This is a genomic window from Erysipelothrix urinaevulpis (assembly GCF_009828835.1).
GTDB lineage: Bacteria > Bacillota_I > Bacilli_A > Erysipelotrichales > Erysipelotrichaceae > Erysipelothrix > Erysipelothrix urinaevulpis.
In genome coordinates this window covers 127,520-146,021 of the sequence record NZ_WTTB01000004.1, presented here as the reverse complement: position 1 = coordinate 146,021, position 18,502 = coordinate 127,520, and the positions used below count along the sequence as shown (strand labels likewise).

17 protein-coding genes are annotated in these 18,502 nt (G+C 34.5%); 14 read left to right on the top strand and 3 right to left on the bottom strand.

The window, feature by feature from the left end:
• Position 1 precedes the first annotated feature (1 nt).
• Positions 2 to 1,540, top strand: coding sequence for a YfcC family protein (locus GVV10_RS05990; RefSeq protein ID WP_159520641.1), 1,539 nt, complete (start codon positions 2 to 4; stop codon positions 1,538 to 1,540).
• A gap of 12 nt (positions 1,541 to 1,552) precedes the next feature.
• Positions 1,553 to 2,065 (top strand): GNAT family N-acetyltransferase, encoded by a 513-nt coding sequence (locus GVV10_RS05985; protein ID WP_159520639.1) that lies wholly within the window; start codon positions 1,553 to 1,555, stop codon positions 2,063 to 2,065.
• 42 nt (positions 2,066 to 2,107) lie between these two features.
• Here the strand turns inward: GVV10_RS05985 and GVV10_RS05980 are convergent, their stop codons facing one another.
• Positions 2,108 to 2,617 carry a GNAT family N-acetyltransferase gene (locus GVV10_RS05980; RefSeq protein ID WP_159520637.1) on the bottom strand — a complete coding sequence of 170 codons (510 nt, stop codon included), beginning with the start codon at positions 2,615 to 2,617 and terminating at the stop codon, positions 2,108 to 2,110.
• Between the two features lie 122 nt (positions 2,618 to 2,739).
• Here GVV10_RS05980 and GVV10_RS05975 point away from each other — a divergent pair, with 122 nt between their 5' ends.
• Together GVV10_RS05975 and GVV10_RS05970 are read left to right on the top strand one after the other, a co-directional pair.
• Positions 2,740 to 3,183: a GyrI-like domain-containing protein gene (locus GVV10_RS05975; protein WP_159520635.1), complete on the top strand. Its 444-nt coding sequence runs from the start codon at positions 2,740 to 2,742 to the stop codon at positions 3,181 to 3,183.
• Between the two features lie 65 nt (positions 3,184 to 3,248).
• Complete coding sequence (locus GVV10_RS05970) at positions 3,249 to 4,604, top strand: FAD-binding oxidoreductase (RefSeq protein WP_159520633.1); 1,356 nt, start codon at positions 3,249 to 3,251, stop codon at positions 4,602 to 4,604.
• Between the two features lie 20 nt (positions 4,605 to 4,624).
• On the opposite strand, the gene GVV10_RS05965 is transcribed toward GVV10_RS05970, so the two are convergent.
• Both GVV10_RS05965 and GVV10_RS05960 read right to left on the bottom strand, forming a co-directional pair.
• Positions 4,625 to 5,062 (bottom strand): MepB family protein, encoded by a 438-nt coding sequence (locus tag GVV10_RS05965; protein ID WP_159520631.1) that lies wholly within the window; start codon positions 5,060 to 5,062, stop codon positions 4,625 to 4,627.
• A 4-nt stretch (positions 5,063 to 5,066) separates the two neighbouring features.
• On the bottom strand, positions 5,067 to 6,752 hold the full coding sequence (locus tag GVV10_RS05960; protein ID WP_159520629.1) for a phosphoenolpyruvate carboxykinase (ATP): 1,686 nt from the start codon (positions 6,750 to 6,752) through the stop codon (positions 5,067 to 5,069).
• Between the two features lie 220 nt (positions 6,753 to 6,972).
• Here GVV10_RS05960 and GVV10_RS05955 point away from each other — a divergent pair, with 220 nt between their 5' ends.
• The 10 genes from GVV10_RS05955 (at position 6,973) to GVV10_RS05910 (ending at position 18,390) form a co-directional block, all read left to right on the top strand.
• Entirely contained in the window at positions 6,973 to 7,449 is a 477-nt protein-coding gene (locus GVV10_RS05955; protein ID WP_159520627.1) for a GNAT family N-acetyltransferase, read from the top strand.
• A 134-nt stretch (positions 7,450 to 7,583) separates the two neighbouring features.
• Positions 7,584 to 8,297 (top strand): MgtC/SapB family protein, encoded by a 714-nt coding sequence (locus tag GVV10_RS05950; RefSeq protein WP_159520625.1) that lies wholly within the window; start codon positions 7,584 to 7,586, stop codon positions 8,295 to 8,297.
• Positions 8,298 to 8,375: 78 nt separating this feature from the next.
• Complete coding sequence (locus GVV10_RS05945; RefSeq protein ID WP_159520623.1) at positions 8,376 to 9,509, top strand: exonuclease SbcCD subunit D; 1,134 nt, start codon at positions 8,376 to 8,378, stop codon at positions 9,507 to 9,509.
• Entirely contained in the window at positions 9,506 to 12,565 is a 3,060-nt protein-coding gene (locus GVV10_RS05940) for an AAA family ATPase (RefSeq protein WP_159520621.1), read from the top strand. The genes GVV10_RS05945 and GVV10_RS05940 overlap by 4 nt, the downstream gene beginning before the upstream one ends.
• 118 nt (positions 12,566 to 12,683) lie before the next feature.
• Positions 12,684 to 13,370, top strand: coding sequence for an N-acetylmannosamine-6-phosphate 2-epimerase (locus GVV10_RS05935; RefSeq protein WP_159520619.1), 687 nt, complete (start codon positions 12,684 to 12,686; stop codon positions 13,368 to 13,370).
• A 2-nt stretch (positions 13,371 to 13,372) separates the two neighbouring features.
• A complete protein-coding gene (locus tag GVV10_RS05930) occupies positions 13,373 to 14,644 on the top strand; it encodes a PTS sugar transporter subunit IIC (protein ID WP_159520617.1) in 1,272 nt (423 codons plus the stop codon).
• On the top strand, positions 14,637 to 15,398 hold the full coding sequence (locus tag GVV10_RS05925; protein WP_159520615.1) for an HAD-IIB family hydrolase: 762 nt from the start codon (positions 14,637 to 14,639) through the stop codon (positions 15,396 to 15,398). The genes GVV10_RS05930 and GVV10_RS05925 overlap by 8 nt, the downstream gene beginning before the upstream one ends.
• 33 nt (positions 15,399 to 15,431) lie before the next feature.
• Entirely contained in the window at positions 15,432 to 16,937 is a 1,506-nt protein-coding gene (locus GVV10_RS05920) for a DUF4127 family protein (protein WP_159520613.1), read from the top strand.
• Positions 16,938 to 16,947: 10 nt separating this feature from the next.
• A complete protein-coding gene (locus tag GVV10_RS05915; protein WP_159520611.1) occupies positions 16,948 to 17,745 on the top strand; it encodes a MurR/RpiR family transcriptional regulator in 798 nt (265 codons plus the stop codon).
• A 12-nt stretch (positions 17,746 to 17,757) separates the two neighbouring features.
• Positions 17,758 to 18,390, top strand: a complete 633-nt coding sequence (locus tag GVV10_RS05910; RefSeq protein WP_159520609.1) for a GDSL-type esterase/lipase family protein — start codon at positions 17,758 to 17,760, stop codon at positions 18,388 to 18,390.
• Positions 18,391 to 18,502 lie beyond the last annotated feature (112 nt).

Here is an 18,502-nt window from a genome sequence, read left to right as displayed (position 1 = left end):
AATGAAGAAAAAGTTTAAAATGCCAAGTGCCTATACGATTGTTGCAATAGCACTTGTTGTGACAGCGATTCTTTCGTACTTTATTCCACAATCTGTTTTTGATAAAGAAACAGGAAAAATAGTCTTGGATGCTGTTTTGAGTGATAATGGACAAATATTACAAGGCCAAGGAATGCAACCATTTGGTTTATGGGATGTTCTTATGGCACCGATAAAAGGATTCCAAGCATCCTCTGATGTTGGAGTAGGAATTCTTGTGGCAGGTGGATTTTTAGCTGTTCTTAATAAAACAGGAGCTTTAGAAGCAGGAATTGGCGAACTCTTAAATAAATTTCAAGGGTCTGTGTTAATTGCGATTATGATGTTTGTTTTTGCTTTGTTAGGAACATCGTTTGGTTTTTGGGAAGAAATCACTGCCTTTGCTGTCGTAGTTGTTCCGATGTTTGTCTTAGCGGGTTATGATGTGATGACTGGACTTGCAGTATTGTTTATTGGTTCTACGGTGGGAAACATGGCAAGTGTTGTGAATCCATTTTCCACAGGTGCAGCTGTTTCAGCCATTGGTAACCCAGAATTAACGCTAGGTTCAGGGATTATCCTTCGATCGATTACATTTCTTATACTGTATGTTATCGCAACAGCCTTTGTGTTATCCTATGCCAATAAAGTGAAAGACGATAAATCTAAATCAATTTTAGCTGATTTAGAAGATGTGAAAACATTGGTCGATCAAAAAGCTGAAATGCCAGAATTTACAAAAGAAAGAAAACGATCCGTTTTTGTTTTTGTTATCCTAGTGTTCTTGATGATTGTTGGATTCTTTCCATGGCTTGAATTAACAGGTGAAGCAGGTTACAACCTTGTTAATGCACCATTTACTGCTCTTGCGAAGGTTCCATTCCTAGGAACAATTCTTGGAGCAAGTCATGTTAGCCCATTTGGAACATGGGGATTTAATGAATTTGCGTTCTTATTTTTAAGTGGATCATTGATCCTTAAAGTGATTAATAATATGAGTGAAATGGAATTTCTTGATGTGTTTTTAGATGGTTTAAAAGATCTCCTAGGAGTTGTTGTTGTTTTATCTATCGCTCGCGGAATTGCAATCATCATGGGTGATGCAACGCAAGGAATGTCGATTACATTTATCTACTACATATCCAATGCACTTTCAAGTGTTCCATTATGGATATTTGGAATTTTTGCAATGGCAGCATATGTGCTGATTGGTTTATTCTTACAATCAACAAGTGGTGTTGCCGGTATTTCTATGCCAATCTTGGGAGCTGTTGCTTCGGCACTCTTTGTCTCAAGTAAACTTGGAGCAGCTGGTGGACAAATCATCTTGATAAGTGCCTTTGCTGCGGGTGTTAACTTTATGTCTGGTTTATACCCAGGTGCGACACTTATGGGAACACTTGAACTTGTTAATGTACCCTATGATCGTTATTTAAAATTCACAGTTAAAATATTATCAGTACTATTGTTTGCGGCAGCAATTATAATTTCAATTGCTCCATACCTTGGCTTAGTCCAGTAGATAGGAGAATTTATGTTACGATTTGAAAAATTTACGGAAGATCATATTCCTTTATATTATTCATGGAGAAATGATCCAGAAGTCGCTCAGTTTGATCAATCAGGCTTTATTCGTCCGATGTCTTATAATGAAGTGGCTGAATGGAGTCAAATCATGGTTGATGGACAAACTTTTGTTGCCTACGATGATGACATAGCGCTAGGAACCTGTGCATTCATGAATTTAGATCAAAGAAATGGCCATGCTGAATTAGCGATTGTAATTGGAAATAAAGATTATTGGAGTCAAGGTTTTGGAACTAAAATTATGAAACAACTATTGGAATGGGGATTTTACGGTCTCAATTTAAACAGACTTTATCTTCACGTCTTTTCAACCAATACACGAGCAATTGGTCTTTATGAAAAAATGGGATTTGTTAAAGAAGGTGAAATGCGTGAGATGTTATTTCAACACGGTAAACCTGTAAATCTCATCTGCTATGGCATGCTTCGTAATGAATATATCAAAAAATACACAGAATAATAAAAAATATGCAGTCAGCTTTAGAAGGCCGATTGCATATTTTTATTTTATGTTTAATTCAAAAGCAAGTTCTTTGTAAGAAGAGTTGGAATCGATAAAAGAAGAACGTTTTCCCTCAACACGCTTAAATCCATAAGCCTCATAAAAGTTAATTGCAGGAGTATTAAAATCAACAACTGATAGACGGATTGAACAGCAGTTGTTTTTTAATGCAAATGATTCAATGTGTTTTAGGAAATGATAGCCAATTTTATTCCCTCTATGATCCACAGACACTGCAAATCGATCAATATACAAGGATTTTTCGAATGGAAAATCCCAATCAATTAGATCGCTGATTGAATTTGAAAAAGTAAGATTAGCACAAGCGACTATTTTTGATTGACTAAAAAGTCCAACCATAGTTTTTTGATTAATGTCTTTTTCAAAGCGTTCAAAGGGATAAGTATGGTCCCAAATGGATAAGCCATTGTTATCCAAATCTTTAACAACGTCTTGATAGAGATGATTTACTTCACTTAAATTACTCATGACCAATTGTTTAAATTCCATAGTTTCACCTCTTTTAATTAGTTTACCATAATTTTAAAAGAATAGTTTAAACCGACTTGATTATCATTTTAATGAACGTTATGATGCCAGTATCACCGGTGAAAAAGAAAGAGGAATGAACGATGAAAATAGAAGTTTTAAAGAATAAGTCACTATTTTACAAGCGGTATATAGGTCCATATGGACCTGAAAACAGACGTCATATGAAACAATTTAAAAAATATTTAGACGAACAAAATTTAATGAGAGATGACCTTGTGATTATTGCACAGGCACTTGATAATCCTCAAATAACAAATCCTAACTTATGTCGTTATGATATTGGAATTATCAATGTAGAGAAAGACTTAGTAAAAGAACTGAATGAGGGTGTAATTAATGATGGAAACTATGCAGTGATTGTCCTTGATCATACGGAAAAAGCAATCCATGAATTTTGGCGTAATTTTCCTCAATACCTCATCGAAAACGACTTACAGTTTGATGAAAAAAATGCTGTCCTAGAACGATATGATAGTCCATTACTAAAACAAAACCTATGTGAAATTTTAATACCCATAAAGTAAGAAGAAACAGGGCAAAACAATGGGAATATCATTTCTATTCTTTATAATAAAGATAGGAGGATACTATGACAATCGAGACATTAAACATAAAATATTTTACTGGTAATGATATTCCCAAACATTACATAGAAGACGAATTTTTAGGGAAAAGTGAAGGTGCTCATGCTGTCTTTGTGCCCAAAAATCATGAAGAAGTTGTAAGCGCTGTCAATTATGCAAATGAACATGATCTTAATATTATTGCTAGAGGATCAGGGACGGGGCTTTCTGCAGCAACCTTTCCCAATCTAAACACAATAATCCTTGATATGACAGCTATGAATAGAATCATTGATCTAAATCCCAAGACAATGACGCTCACGGTTGAACCAGGTGTAGAATTACAAACGATTCAAGAATATGTTGAAAAGCATCATTTCTTTTATCCCCCAGATCCTGGCTCAAAGAATTCAAGTATTGGTGGAAACATCGCAACGAATGCTGGTGGAATGCGAGCATTAAAGTATGGCGTCACGCGCGATTATGTTCGTGCACTCACTGTTGTTTTAGCAAACGGAGAAACCTTAGAGCTTGGGAGTGAAAATGTTAAGTCAAGTTCAGGGTATGATTTAAAACACTTATTTATTGGATCAGAAGGAACCCTTGGAATTACAACTCAAATAAAACTAAAATTAATTCCGCTTCCTCAGTACAGTGAATCGCTTATCCTTGCATTTGATGATTTACATACAGCAAGTACAAACGTTAATAAAATTATTAAAGCGGGCTTGTCACCTTCAGCCTTAGAATTCTTTGAAAGAGATATGTTGCAGATGAGTATGGATGAAACAAAAATTCCGTTTGTAACAGATAAAGGTCAAGCATTTTTACTCGTAACAATTGACGGAACCTCGACAGAATTTATTCAAGAAGAAGTCAAGAAATTGCGCGATGTTGTTGGTAAAGATGCCGATGATTTTGTCGAGCTTGATGAAATACAAAATAGAAACGTTTGGAAACTGCGTGATAATCTTCTTCAAGCAGTTGTTAATTACACAGAACAAGTGACACTCGATGAAACAGTCCCTGTTCACTTGATTGCGAAACTTTATGATTATACAAAAGAATTAGAACATGAATACGGTGTGTCAATTATGAGTTTTGGTCATGCAGGTGATGGTAACTTACACACCTGTGTTCTACGCGGTGATTTAAGTCAAACTGAGTGGGATACAAAAAGGGATGACGTCTTAACCTTACTCTATGCAAAAATTAAAGAGTATGAAGGACTACCATCCGCAGAACATGGTATTGGTTTAATTAAGAAAAAATATTTTTATCAAATGATGGATCCAACATATATTAAGTATTTACAACGTGTCAAATTAGCCTTTGACCCCGAAAACAGATTGAATCCAGGCAAAGTTTTCGATATTGAGTAAGTAAAAACGATAGGATTTTCCTATCGTTTTTCTTTGTAATAGTTTTGTTGCCATGCTTGTGTGTGTTGAGCAGTTTTGTTTAAGTTTTTGCAAGAAGGTGGATAGACTCGAATCCCCATTTTTCCTTTTGACTCATGACTTCGTAAGATTTTATGATGCAGAAGTACGTCTTTAGGAAACAAAAAGACGCCTTGATGCTGGTCATCAAGTATGTTAATGGCGATAATATCTGGGCTATCTTCATATGCATAAGCTTGATTTTTATTATGACTATCTTTTTCCCAAAAACTAACAAAATATCCTGGCTTTGTAGCTGTTTTCTTAGCAAGTCGTGAGCGGACTGTATGTTTGCTCTTTGGATCTTCGAAGGTAAAGCCTTCATAGTCTTTATTGTGAATTTCATCAGAAAAATCGAGCATGATTGGAAACAAAGGCTTAAGGGTTATGAATGATTTCATGGTATTATTTTGTTAATAAATCAAGAACGGCTTGAGCAGAATCTTTTAAACTTTGTTCATTTCGACCTTCAACACCTAGGTTTGTATAGACTTCCCCAAGTTTTACCCCATTCTGTTGTAATGTTGTAAAGTATTCATCAATCAAGACATCACACATTTCTTGTTTTTGGAGTGGTCCAAATGGATTAGCAAAATAGGATTTTGTAATACCTACTTCATGTGTTGTGGCTTTAGCCATCCGTTTACCTTCAACAAACGTTGCTTTTGCTTCATCTAAATCATCAAAGAAGTTAACACCAATCTTGTCATCATAATTATTGGCATAGAAGAAATAATCAATCGTATGATCACTTGAAACGGTTAGATGGGTTGAAATCGGAATAATAACCCGTGCATTGTTGCTTGACTCAGGATTCATGAAGATGCTTCTGTCCATTGCTTGATATGGTAGACCTCGATCTAAATCATCGAGACGAACAAACGCTCCAACTTCTGATCCTTGCGCAACGATTGTTCCATCGTGGTTCATGAAAACTCCCATATCATCGAAGATAACATCGATATGATCAATTTTATCGTCGCCTAGGTTACCAATTTCTTCAATGATCTCTGATTTTCCAGCGCCTGAATCACCCATGAAAACAACACCATATTTTTCTTTGTTCTCTAAGTAAATATTGACCATGGCACCATGGATTGGTAAATAAGAACGATGCATCATTGCAACGTTGAAACTCGTAAGAATCATTTTCTTCATGTAACCAAAATATTCGATTTTTTCTTGGTAAGCAACCTTTGATACGACCATTTCATTTTCTTTATCGTAGTGAAAGACCATTTCATCGCTATCTTCTTTGTGTCCAAAAACAACCATGATATCTGGTTTTCGTTCAGCAATTTCTTCTGTTGTCGCAAGTTCAAATAAGTTAGCCAAAGATAAACCTGAGAAAATAAAATCTTTGTGAAAGTAAACAAAAGCGAGTAAGCTACCTACTTTAGCTGGATAACAGTAAAAATCGTCCTTTGATAACCACAGATTCTCGATTGGGTTTTCGAATGTCTCTTGGAAATGTCCCTCACGTTTATTTGTTTTCGGATGTAAAATAAGGGGTGAGTGTAATAAAACAGAATCAACAAAGAGTATGTTTTTAAAACTGTCATATTGACTTGGTATTTGTGATGCTTTCTCAATAACTGATACTGATGCATTGGTACCAGCTTTCAATTGTCGGTAAATTTTATTTTTACGCCCTTGAACTTTTTCTTGTAAACTACGATAGAATGCAAGAATACGACCATTAAATTCAGTGTCTTTAGCAATAAAATTAACGGTTTGAGATGGTGATTTTTTTCCAAGATGTAAGACTGAACATCGTTGGTAATTACGCCAGTATTCATAAATTTCTTCAATGAGTCGTTCCACCAGTTCAAGATTATTACTTAAAGGATGTTTAATATCTTCAAGGTTATAAACATGAAGTTGACGGGTGAATTCAATTAATTCATTCACAACATCCTCACCTGTGTATGCTTCAATACGTCGACGAGCATGTCTTGAGGTTTGGTTGATAAATGCTGTTAATAGCGTCTTATAAGACTCACTATTAATAATACTAACTGTTTGCCCAGGAAATCCTTGATTAAAGTTTATAATTGCTGTGTTGCGATTTAGATATAGCGTTTTGCTCATATTTAATCATCCTCTTTTCTATACATTGTTATCATTATACCTTATATTTATAAATCATATGTAAATATTCAATGAAATAACCTGATAATTCATTGAAGTATAGAGATAAATTTGTTAAAAGTGTCATGATTATTAGGAACTTGAACTGTTAGACAAACTTCACAAGATTGCATTTATATTTAAAAACTTTATAATAATGAGTGAAAGGTTGGTGCAGTTTATGATAAGACATGCAAAGCTGGAGGATATTACTGCTATTCGTTTAATAGCAACCATAACATGGGCTCAAGCATACGAATCAATGATTCCAACAAATATTCAAGAAGAATATATTAAAAACAATTACTCAGAAGAAGCTTTAACAAAGAGAATTAATGCAAAAGAAGTTTTAGTGGCAACAGAAGATGACCTCATTGTTGCTTATGCGTACACCCAAATAAAAGAAGATACTTGTTATTTACTCGCAATGTATGTTCTACCAACACATCAACGATCAGGCATTGGTGCTTTGTTGATCAAGTATTTAGTGAGAGAGTATAAGCTTAAAGTCGATAAGATTGTGACGGAAGTTGAAGTCGGAAATAAATCAGCAGAAAATTTCTATCAACAACATAATTTTATTCGAGGAGACTGTGGTTATGGAGAGATTATGGGGCATCCTCTCAAAACAGTGAACTATGAATTAGCGTTAAAATAAATAAAATATACGACAAACAGGAAACTCAAATCACCTTCAGGGCAATGATTTGAGTTTTTTTGTGGACTCACAGCATAATATACTTGTTGATAGCGCTTAAATAGGTCATAATATAGAGGAGAATGGAGGAAATAATGGACATATTCACAAACTCAACACCAAACCTGCTTGATTTTGTTTTTAAGTTCTCTTTATCGTTGCTTTTTTCAGGTTTAATTGGCTACGAAAGAGAAATGAACGAAAGCAGTGCAGGAATCAAGACCCACATTATTGTTGGCGTCTCAAGTACCATGATTGCGATTGTTCAATTGCTATTGACACAACAAATTTATCATCAAAATTTGGCAATGGGAGATATTACCACGGGTTTAGGCAGTGATCCCACACGGCTTATTGCTCAGGTAATATCAGGAATTGGTTTTCTGGGTACAGGTACAATCATCGTGACAAAACGTCATGTATCTGGCCTAACAACAGCCGCTTCAATTTGGACTGTTGCTATTATTGGAATTACCCTTGGAATGGGCATGTACCCATTAGCAATTATTGGTTTTCTATTTATTATCAGTACCTTGTTCATCTTTAAACGAGTCATCAAAGTTAAAAAGACTGAAAAGGTTACGATTAAATACTTGAAAAAGAGCGAAACATCTGAAAAAGTGATGACAGCACTTTTAAAAGTAGATGAACAAGCAGAGATCATTGGCTATGATAGTAAGTTTTATGGCGATGAATTGGTTGCAATTATGACATTTAGAATCACATCGAGTAACTTTGATTTCGATGAGTTCATTCGTTATATTACAACCATTGAAAACATCATCAGTGTCGATAGCACCAATGTTTAAGAACAAATGTAAATATTTGTTCTTTTTTTATAGTGACTTAAAAATAATGATACAATTAGTGATAAAGGGGTGTATACAATGAAACTAGCACATATTGCTGATTTACACATCGGTCGTAAATTGGGAGAGTATGATTTATATGAAGAACAACGTGATATTTTACAACAACTAATCACAATATTTAAGGAAGAAAATATTGACGGTGTCATGATAAGTGGTGATGTTTATGATAAAAACAGCCCCAGTGAAAAAGCCTTTTCACTGTGGAATGATTTTTTAAGTGACTTGCATGACTTAGATATTCATGTCTTTGTGATATCAGGGAATCATGATTCTCAAGAACGATTAGGGGTTGGACATTCAATCTTGCGCAAAGAGAAAATACATATTGTTTCAGATTATCAGGGAAAACTGGTGAGTGTTCAAATAGAGGATGAGTATGGACCGATAAACATTTACATGATGCCATTTATTAAACCGTCATTTGTAAGAAATGTCCATACGGATTACACAGAAAGTACTCACCACAGTGCTGTCAAACGAGTGCTAAGGGATTGTGAAGTTAATCAAGATGAAAGAAATATTCTAATGGCTCATCAATTTGTTGTAAGCGGAGAACTTGAACCAGAATTATCAGATTCTGAAATTGGACCCATGGTTGGAGGCATAGATTCTGTTAATGCCAGCCTCTTTGATGCTTTTGATTATGTTGCATTAGGTCATATACATCGTCCTCAACGCATTCATAAAGATACCATACGCTATGCTGGTACACCGTTAAAATATAGCTTTTCAGAAGTTAGTCACAAGAAAACTGTGCCTATTTTAAACATCACGAATACCCTCGAAGTTTTTTATAGACCGCTGCAGTCGTTAAGAGATGTGAGAGTATTAGAAGGAACATTTGATGATATCTATCTTCAAGGTTTAGAAGAAAAGTCTGATGATTTGATTCATGTTATTTTAACTGATGATCATTTAAGCTATAATCCAATCGGACGTTTAAGGAATGTGTACCCAAACTTACTGACAATGGAATTAAAAAATAATCAACAAAACGAACAACAAGATCTTCAACGCGCAGAAGGTATTCTAGAAATGGCGCCCTTCGAGCTAATTTCAACGTTTTTTAAACAACAAAACGAACGATCATTAAGCGATGAAGAAAAAGACTATTTAATAAGTGTTTTAGAAGGAGTGGATGAAGAATGAGACCCATCAAATTAACAATGAAAGCATTTGGACCGTATGCTAAAGAAACTCTCATCGATTTTAGTCAATTCCATGACGGACTCTATCTTGTTGCAGGTGATACAGGCAGTGGCAAAACAAGTATATTTGATGCCCTTACCTATGCTTTATATGGAGAAGTAAGTGGTTCAATCCGTGATGCATCAATGATGCGGTCTGATTATGCAAGTCCAAGCGATGAAACGTTTGTCGAGCTGCTCTTTTCACATAAAAACAAAGAGTATACAATTCGTCGAAACCCACGTTATCAGCGAGAAAAGTTATCAGGAACTGGATTGACAGAACAAATTGCTCGCTCGTCATTGATCTTACCCAATGGCATCGAAATTGATAATCTTCAAGAAGTAAATCAAACCATCATTGACCTTTTAGGGATTGATGCGAAACAATTCAAACAAATTGTGATGATTGCGCAAGGGGAATTCTTAAAACTATTAAATGCAAGCAGTAGTGAACGCTCACAAATATTTAGAACAATCTTTGATACCCGTCTTTATGAAAAAATCCAAGATAAATTAGCAGATGATGAACGACAATTAAAAAATCAGTTAAAAGTAGAAGAACAAAAAGTTGTAGAAATAAAAGAAAAAGTGAGTAAAGATGAAGATGTTTTAATCACTGAAGTCGAAGATTATCTTAAAAAGAGTATCACTGAAAACACTGTTCAGATTCAAGAACTGACAGAAGGTATTGAGGCGCTAACTAAACAAAAAGAAATCCTCATTAAAACAATAAGTTCAGCTGAGCAACATAATAAAGACTTAGAAAGTTATCACGATCAAATAAAACGACAAATGAACCATCTTCAAGAAAAAGATAACATTTTAAGGTTAAGTAAATTAAGAGATCAAGTCCAAATTTCGCTTCAATCCATCAATCCAATTTATCTTGAATTAAAGAAGACGAGCATGGACTTAAAACGAGAAGAAAGCAAGTTGTTAGAAAGTAAACAAAAACTTAAAGAATTGGATAAGCTACAACTAGACTTAAAGGCTAAAGAAGCCGATATGCTTCAGTTACGTGAAACCTTTGATCAGCGAAAAATTGATTTGAACAGATTGATTGAGACACTCAAAGACTATGAGGTACTTGGTCAACATCAAAAAGAATTAACGGTGTTAAAAGAAAAAACGGTTAAAGAAGAAGTAACATTAATGCATGCGAAAGAACAAAAAGTAGTCTTAAACCAAGCATTAGAAAAAGCAAAAAAGCAAAGCGAATCAATTCATGGTGCTGAGCTTGAAATAAGCAAATTGAATCAGTCACTGGAAGAATCAAAGCGACAACAAGCTGAACTAAATAAAGCAAAGACTGTACTTAAAAAATTGGAAGAAAACAAGAAAAACAAAGATAGCTTGAGCCAAAATTACAGTGAATTACAAAAGAATATCGATATAAAACAAACAGAATATCTTCATGTTGAAACGACATTTTATCATTCACAAGCCGGACTGTTAGCCAAACAATTAATCAATGATAAACCGTGTCCAGTGTGTGGATCATTAGATCATCCTAGCCCAAGCTCATTGAGTGAGACTCTTGTGGATAAGGAAACACTTGATCAATTGAAAGATGCACTGAACATTTTGCTTGAAAATAGAAATAAGTTATCTGAAACATTAGCTGCACTTAACAATCAAATTCAACAAGAAGAGATTGAATTGCAATCATTGGCAGCCTATGGCAAGACAGCACAAGAACAAGTTGAGTCTACACATCGTATTCACTCAACCGTTGAGTCACTCAATCAAAAACTTAACGTATTACAACAAAAAGTTAAAGAAGCAAAAAAGCAACGTGACTATGTAAAACAGATTGAAATTAAGTTGAAAGCGATAGAGACAACCATCGAATCAAGTCAGATTCATACCATGAAAAATGATGTAAATCTAAAAGAACAGCTTTTAAAAACCATTCAAAAGGGACTTCGTTATCCGACAATGAACGAAGCACAAAAGCAGGTAAAAATTAATCAAGCGTCACTGTCTCATGATGAAAAGAAGGTAGACGTGTATCAAAAGGATCTGCAACGATTAGAGAAAGAACGTCATCAAACAAATCATTCAATCACTGAATATGAAAAACAATGTAAACTGAATAAAACGGTCTTAAGCAACCAAACAAAACAGTTCGAAGAGGCTTTGGCTAAATATAATATTCAGGATAAAAAAGAGTTTGAGCGATTGATTAAGCAAGAATCAATGCTTGATGAATACACAAGAAAAATTAATAAGTATGCAACAGATACTGAACGTTTCAATGAAATAATTGTCCATTTAGAGCAACGATTATCATCAAAAGAAGAAAAAGATATCAAAGCCTATCGAATAGAACAAGAACAAATAAATCAAAAGATAAAGAGTAAGACAGACCATAATGATGCATTAAAATATGCTTTAAAAAATCACGAAACATTGCTGCAAGATTATCAAGAGGTTAGTGTTCGATTTAAGCAATTGAATCAACGTTATCAAAATGTATCGTTACTGTCCAAGACAAGTCGAGGACAACTGGAAGGAAAAGATAAAATTTCCTTAGAACAGTATGTGCAATCTGCTTATTTTGAATTTATAATTCAGGAGGCAAATAAACGTTTCAAAAAAATGACCAATGATCAATTTGAACTGTATCGTCAAGAGGAAGCCAGCAACCGTAGAACTCAAAGTGGTTTAGATTTAGAAGTATTAGATCGTTATACAGGCAAGAAAAGGTCAGTGAAATCACTTTCAGGTGGTGAATCGTTTAAAGCGTCCTTAGCACTTGCTTTAGGTTTGAGTGATGTTACCCAATCAACCATTGGAGGTGTTGTCCTTGATGCGATGTTTGTCGATGAGGGCTTTGGTACTTTGGATGAAAAATCATTGGACCAAGCAATACGAACATTGATGGACTTAGCCAGTGAACAAAGGATTATTGGCATTATTTCCCATGTTCCTGAACTTAAACAAATCATCCCTCAACAAATCCATGTACGAAAAGCAAGTGGTGGTAGTGTTGTGGATATGGAAAACATTTAATAACAACGGTGAGAAAATAATTAAATAAAAAATTAGAAAGTAGTTTCAATCTGCTTTCTTTTTCTTGTCTTTTCTAGATAAACCATAAATAATGGTGACGTAAAGGAGGATTGGACCCATGAAATTACAAAGGGGATTACATGTTTCCTGTCAAGCATTAGACGATGAACCCTTGCATTCTTCGTTTATTATGGGGCGTATGGCACTTGCAGCAGTTGAAGGTGGTGCTGTTGGCATACGAGCAAATTCGATTGAGGACATCAAAGAAATCAAACAACTCGTTGATGTTCCAGTGATTGGCATTATTAAGCAAGATTATCCTGAGTGTGATGTGTATATCACACCAACAATGGATGAAATTGATGCATTGGTGGAAAGTGGCGTTGATGTGATTGCAATGGATGCAACAAAGTCACGTCGTCCCAGTGGTGAAACAGTTGAAGAGATGGTAAAAAAAATTAAAGAGAAACATCAAGATATCTTGTTGATGGCCGATTGTTCAACCATTGAAGAAGCCATTCATGCTGATTCTATAGGCTTTGATTACATAGGCACAACGTTAGTGGGCTATACAAACCAAAGCAAAGACTTAAGAATTGAAGACAATGACTTTGAGATTATTCGCGAAATACTTAAAAACGTGAACCATCCTGTTATTGCAGAGGGGAATATTGATACACCTCAAAAAGCTCGAAGAGTTTTAGAATTGGGGTGTGAAAGTGTGGTTGTTGGTTCAATTATTACCCGACCACAAGTTATCACTAAACGGTTTGCAGACGAAATTAATAAAAAGGAGAGAGATTAATTATGATGCAAAAATTAGAAGATTTTTTCCTACCAATCGCTGATAAGTTAGCACAAAACAGATATTTATCAGCAATTAGAGATGGGTTTGTAGCCATTCTACCAGTTATGATCGTTGGATCATTCTTTGTACTTATCAATAATGTTATTATTGGAGAAAATGGTTTTACAAATAAGTTATTCAATATGCCATTTACTTCTTTGACAGAGTTTGGGGCAGTTGTTGTGCCGGCAACCATGTCAATTATGGCTTTATTATTAACATTCACAACGGCTAAATCATTATCAGAAAGCTATGGTGATACAGGTTCAGTTGTTCCTGCAATTGCGGTTGTCAGTTTATTTATTCTGATGCCAGTAACATTTGATGCAGATATGGGAATAGAGTATATTAATACACACTACACCGGTGCAGCATCGATGTTCTCAGCATTTATTGCAGCGATTGCTACGGTCGAACTAGTTCGTTTGTTTTCAAAGGTAAAAGCATTTGTAATTAAAATGCCAGATACAGTTCCACCATCAATCTCACGATCATTTAACCAATTAATTCCAGTTATGTTTACAATTTTAATTTTCGCAATCATTCGAATTATCACAAACAAAATTGGAATGCCATTAAATGATTTAATCTTTAGTGTCATTCAAACACCATTTACAAGCATTGTAAGTTCAGGAATTGGGTTAACGGTTATCTATTTCCTCTATATGCTTTTATGGGGATTAGGAATCCATACTGCCTTTATTTTCAATCCAATCTTAGAGCCAATTTATTTAACAAGCTTAGCAGCAAATGAAGCTGCACATACAGCTGGTCAAGCCATGACTCATGTTATTACAAAACCATTTTTAGATTCTGTAGCATTCATGGGTGGTGCAGGAAATATGCTTGCCTTAATTGTCGCAATCTTAATTGTTTCTCGTCGAGAAGATTATCGAAGCATTGCTAAGTTAGGATTTGCACCTGCACTTTTCAATATTTCTGAACCAATCATGTTTGGTTTGCCAGTTGTTATGAATCCAATTTTAATTGTTCCAATGATTTTATCAACTATGGCAGGCTTGTTAATTGGGGTAATTTCAACCACAATCGGATTTATGGGTCATACATATATTTTAATTCCTTGGACGACACCACCAATCTTAGGATCATTCTTGTCAACTGGAGGAAGTTGGGGAGCGGTACTTACCACTTCATTAATTTTTGTCGCTTCTGTCGCAATTTATGCTCCATTTGTTATGATTATGAATAAGCAAAGAGAAATTAATGCATAAAGTCGTTGCCTTTGATTTAGATTCAACATTAATTGATGAGAACAATCAGATTATTGGTGGTAAAGACACGATTGATCGTCTTCATCAGCTTCATAAATTAGGCTTCAAATTATTAGTCAATACAGGAAGACTTGACCATGATATTCAAAATATATGCTTGCAATATCACTTACCCATTGATGGACGCATTTCACAAAATGGTGCTGTAATTTATCATAACAACAAACTACAAGCAACACTGCTTGATTCAAGTCAGGCGTTGCAGTTCTATGACCAAGTCAAAGACTTGTCAATACGAGTTGAAATGAATACCATTAGTAATCGTTTTTGGCACAGTGACCGAGATCCAGATTTTCCAAAAGAGTTTTATGATTCGAGTCATATTAAAGCAGATTTTAAAGAGATTATTTTAAATCAACCCGTCGTCTTGTTCTTACTGATTGGTAATAAAGATGAAATTGAAAGTGCACGTCAATTAGTTGAACAAAAATTCGACCAGTTGGACGCTGTTAAAACATCAGAAACCTCACTTGAGATTCTGGCTCGTGGTGTTTCAAAAGGTGCAGCATTAACTCAATTATTTGAGTCAATGACCCTTTATGCCATCGGTGATTCGGAAAATGATTATTCGATGTTTGATATTGCTGAAAAAGCATATTTAATTGGGAAAGATAAGCACCCCAAAGCTAAAAACATTCATGAGATACTCGATGCACTTGATGAAATATTAAAAATAGAAAGACAAAGACCGTAAAGCGGTCTTTATCTTTAGATAGGAGAGATAGAGATGAAAATTTTATATATACCCTTAGATGAAAGACCATGTAACTATGAAATACCACAACAGATTGTTAAAGGGAATGATGCAGTTGAACTCATTGTTCCACCCATAGAATTATTAGGTGAAAAAAAAATATCCGCTGATATAAAGAAATTATGGCATTTTGTTGAAGAAAATATTTCTCAAGTTCAAGGGGCTGTTCTTAGTATCGATACCTTGTTATTTGGAGGGCTAATTCCCTCAAGAATTCACCATTTAAGTCAAGAAGACGTTGAGTGGTCCATCAACAAGATTAGAAATCTCAAGAAATTAAACCCAACCTTAAACTTGTATGCCTTTGAATGCATTATGAGATCACCTCAATATGATTCGTCAGAGGAAGAACCCGATTATTATGAAACACATGGCTATGCCTTGCATCGGAGGGCATACCTTAAAGATAAAGAAAACAGAGATAGTCTAACAGACATTGAAATGAAGGAACTAAAAGAAATTGAGATACCAGAAAACTATCTTCAAGATTATGAATGGCGTCGAGATTTTAATTTAAACTATAATCTTGAAGTTGCTCGCTTAGTCAAAGAAGGAATCCTTGATTTTTTAGTTATTCCCCAAGATGATTCATCTGAGTATGGCTATACAGCCATTGCTCAACAAAAGGTTGTCAAGTATTTGAGTCAGCACGATTTGGAAAGTAAGATTAATATTTATCCTGGCGCTGATGAAGTCGGAACATCTCTACTCGCGCGTTGCTTGAATGATACAAAAAATAGACTGACCAAGGTTTATGCATTCTACAGTTCAACCTTAGGGCCTACAATTGTTCCAAACTATGAAGATAGACCAATGCATGAGAATTTGAAATATCATTTAGATGTTACACAGTCTATGCTTGTAAATAGTCCAGAGGAAGCCGATTTTATTTTAGCTATTAATGCTCCAGGAAAGGTTATGGAAGAAGCTTTTGATCAACAAAATCGTGATATTACTTATACATCACATCGAAATTTACTTTATTTTGTTAAAGAAATTAACCGATTGATTGACAAAGGATACCAGGTATCAATTTGTGATTCTGCATTCTCAAATGGTGGTGATTTACAACTGATTAAATACTTAGATGAGTTTGAACTTTTTGACAAGCTTTTAGCATATGCAGGTTGGAATACTAACTCCAATACATTGGGTACAGTCTTAGGGAGTAGTATTTACTTTTTTGATCAGGCGTATGAGAATCGACACGAACCAATAATCTATCGTTTATTAGAAGATGGTTTTTACCAAGCTGAGGTCCGCCAAGAAATTGTTAATGCTTATTTACCAATCCATGGTTTATCTTATTATAATTTTAAAGATAAACAAGCACTTGTCGAAGAAGAAATAGCGAAATTAATACAAATACGATATAATGAACTTAAGTTAGCTCAAGTTATAAAAATCGAAACGATTAATGTATGGATGCCATGGAAACGTATGTTTGAAGTTGGACTAAACCTCAAAATTAAAAGCTAGGAGACAAAGTGTGAACGATACAATTATTCAAGAGATACAGGATAAGTATAATGAGTTTTCATCAAGTGAACGTGAATTAGCCGATTTTTTCTTGCATAATCGAGAGAAGATAGATTTTAGTGCTCAAAATATTGCGAAAATGAATTATGTTTCAGAAGCGACAGTTTCTCGTTTTTCACAACGATTAGGGTATCAAGGATATCGAGAATTCATTTTTGTTTATGAACGTTTTTTAGATCAAGAAGAAATAAAGTTTGATTTATTAACTCAAAATGTCTTGTTTACGTATAAAGATCTTTTGAATCAAACCTATAGTTTGATTGATGAAGAGCAAATTCGACGTATCGTTCTTATGCTTAACAATTCAAATTATGTCTATATATATGGAAAAGGAAATTCAGGTTTATGTGCACGAGAGTTTAAAATGCGTTTTATGCGCTTAGGACTTCATGTTGAATCTGTTGTTGATACACACCTCATGAAGATGAACAGTGTCCTAATGGATCCAAAATCAGTGGTCATTGCGATATCGATGAGTGGGCAAAATCTTGTTCAATATTTGGAGAAGGCCAAAGAACGGGGCGCTAAGACGATTATGATTACGGCACTACCAAGCGATAAAATGTTTGAAGTTTGTGATGAAGTGTTAGTGAGTGCAAGCATCGAAGGTTTAGATGTTGGAAATGTGATCTCACCTCAATTTCCAGCCTTGGTGTTAATGGATATCATTTATTCCCATTTCTTAAATAAAGGGTTTGCTAAAAAACAAAAGTTACTTGAAGATACATTAACGTACATCAAGGAATAAAGGGGGCTTATTATGCAAGAAAACATGAAATATAATATGGATACTTATCAATTTAGAAAAGATGTCTTAGAGAAAATACTGAAAATTATCGATAAACAATCAACTACACCTAAAGGAGGAACGCTCTTCTTTGGGGATTCATTAGTGGAATTGATGCCTTCAAATGTTCCTGTTATTAATAATGGAATTGGTGGAATGAGTTCAAAAGCATTGGAAGGCTTGCTTGACGAACTTGTTATTAAGTTTGAACCAGCGAAAGTTTACCTTCATATAGGAACGAATGATCTTGGACAAACAGTTATGGATAGTCCTCGAGATATTGCCCAAAATGTTCAACGCTTGTTTTATATTCTTAAAAGGAATTTACCAGATGCAGAATTGAATTTAATTTCTACGTTACCTAACATTGATGAACTCGACAGTATGCAATCGACAAATCGTGGGATGAGAACACGAGATCTCATTGAACTCCTTAATAAAGAATATCAATATCATCTTGAATTACTGGATGTAAACTTCATTAATTTATACCCCGCTTTATTTAATGAAGAAGGACAATTAATGACTGAGTTGTATCAAGATGGCTTACATGTGAATGAAAAAGGATATAAATGCCTCATGGACTATTACAAAAAACACTACTAAAGTAAAATACTTAAACTCCCTTAATCAGGGAGTTTTTTTAATATTATCAATTATTTATTTATTTATAAAAATATGATTTGCTCTTAGAGTATAAACATTATATCATGGTATA

What these genes read in the sequence shown, in the direction of transcription:
- GVV10_RS05935 (WP_159520619.1), top strand. Translation starts at nt 12,684, where the DNA reads ATGAAATTACAAAGGGGATTACATGTTTCCTGTCAAGCATTAGACGAT.
- GVV10_RS05955 (WP_159520627.1), top strand. Translation starts at nt 6,973, where the DNA reads ATGATAAGACATGCAAAGCTGGAGGATATTACTGCTATTCGTTTAATA.
- GVV10_RS05990 (WP_159520641.1), top strand. Translation starts at nt 2, where the DNA reads ATGAAGAAAAAGTTTAAAATGCCAAGTGCCTATACGATTGTTGCAATA.
- GVV10_RS05920 (WP_159520613.1), top strand. Translation starts at nt 15,432, where the DNA reads ATGAAAATTTTATATATACCCTTAGATGAAAGACCATGTAACTATGAA.
- GVV10_RS05965 (WP_159520631.1), bottom strand. Translation starts at nt 5,062, where the DNA reads ATGAAATCATTCATAACCCTTAAGCCTTTGTTTCCAATCATGCTCGAT.
- GVV10_RS05950 (WP_159520625.1), top strand. Translation starts at nt 7,584, where the DNA reads ATGGACATATTCACAAACTCAACACCAAACCTGCTTGATTTTGTTTTT.
- GVV10_RS05940 (WP_159520621.1), top strand. Translation starts at nt 9,506, where the DNA reads ATGAGACCCATCAAATTAACAATGAAAGCATTTGGACCGTATGCTAAA.
- GVV10_RS05930 (WP_159520617.1), top strand. Translation starts at nt 13,373, where the DNA reads ATGATGCAAAAATTAGAAGATTTTTTCCTACCAATCGCTGATAAGTTA.
- GVV10_RS05980 (WP_159520637.1), bottom strand. Translation starts at nt 2,617, where the DNA reads ATGGAATTTAAACAATTGGTCATGAGTAATTTAAGTGAAGTAAATCAT.
- GVV10_RS05975 (WP_159520635.1), top strand. Translation starts at nt 2,740, where the DNA reads ATGAAAATAGAAGTTTTAAAGAATAAGTCACTATTTTACAAGCGGTAT.
- GVV10_RS05985 (WP_159520639.1), top strand. Translation starts at nt 1,553, where the DNA reads ATGTTACGATTTGAAAAATTTACGGAAGATCATATTCCTTTATATTAT.
- GVV10_RS05945 (WP_159520623.1), top strand. Translation starts at nt 8,376, where the DNA reads ATGAAACTAGCACATATTGCTGATTTACACATCGGTCGTAAATTGGGA.
- GVV10_RS05910 (WP_159520609.1), top strand. Translation starts at nt 17,758, where the DNA reads ATGCAAGAAAACATGAAATATAATATGGATACTTATCAATTTAGAAAA.
- GVV10_RS05970 (WP_159520633.1), top strand. Translation starts at nt 3,249, where the DNA reads ATGACAATCGAGACATTAAACATAAAATATTTTACTGGTAATGATATT.
- GVV10_RS05925 (WP_159520615.1), top strand. Translation starts at nt 14,637, where the DNA reads ATGCATAAAGTCGTTGCCTTTGATTTAGATTCAACATTAATTGATGAG.
- GVV10_RS05960 (WP_159520629.1), bottom strand. Translation starts at nt 6,752, where the DNA reads ATGAGCAAAACGCTATATCTAAATCGCAACACAGCAATTATAAACTTT.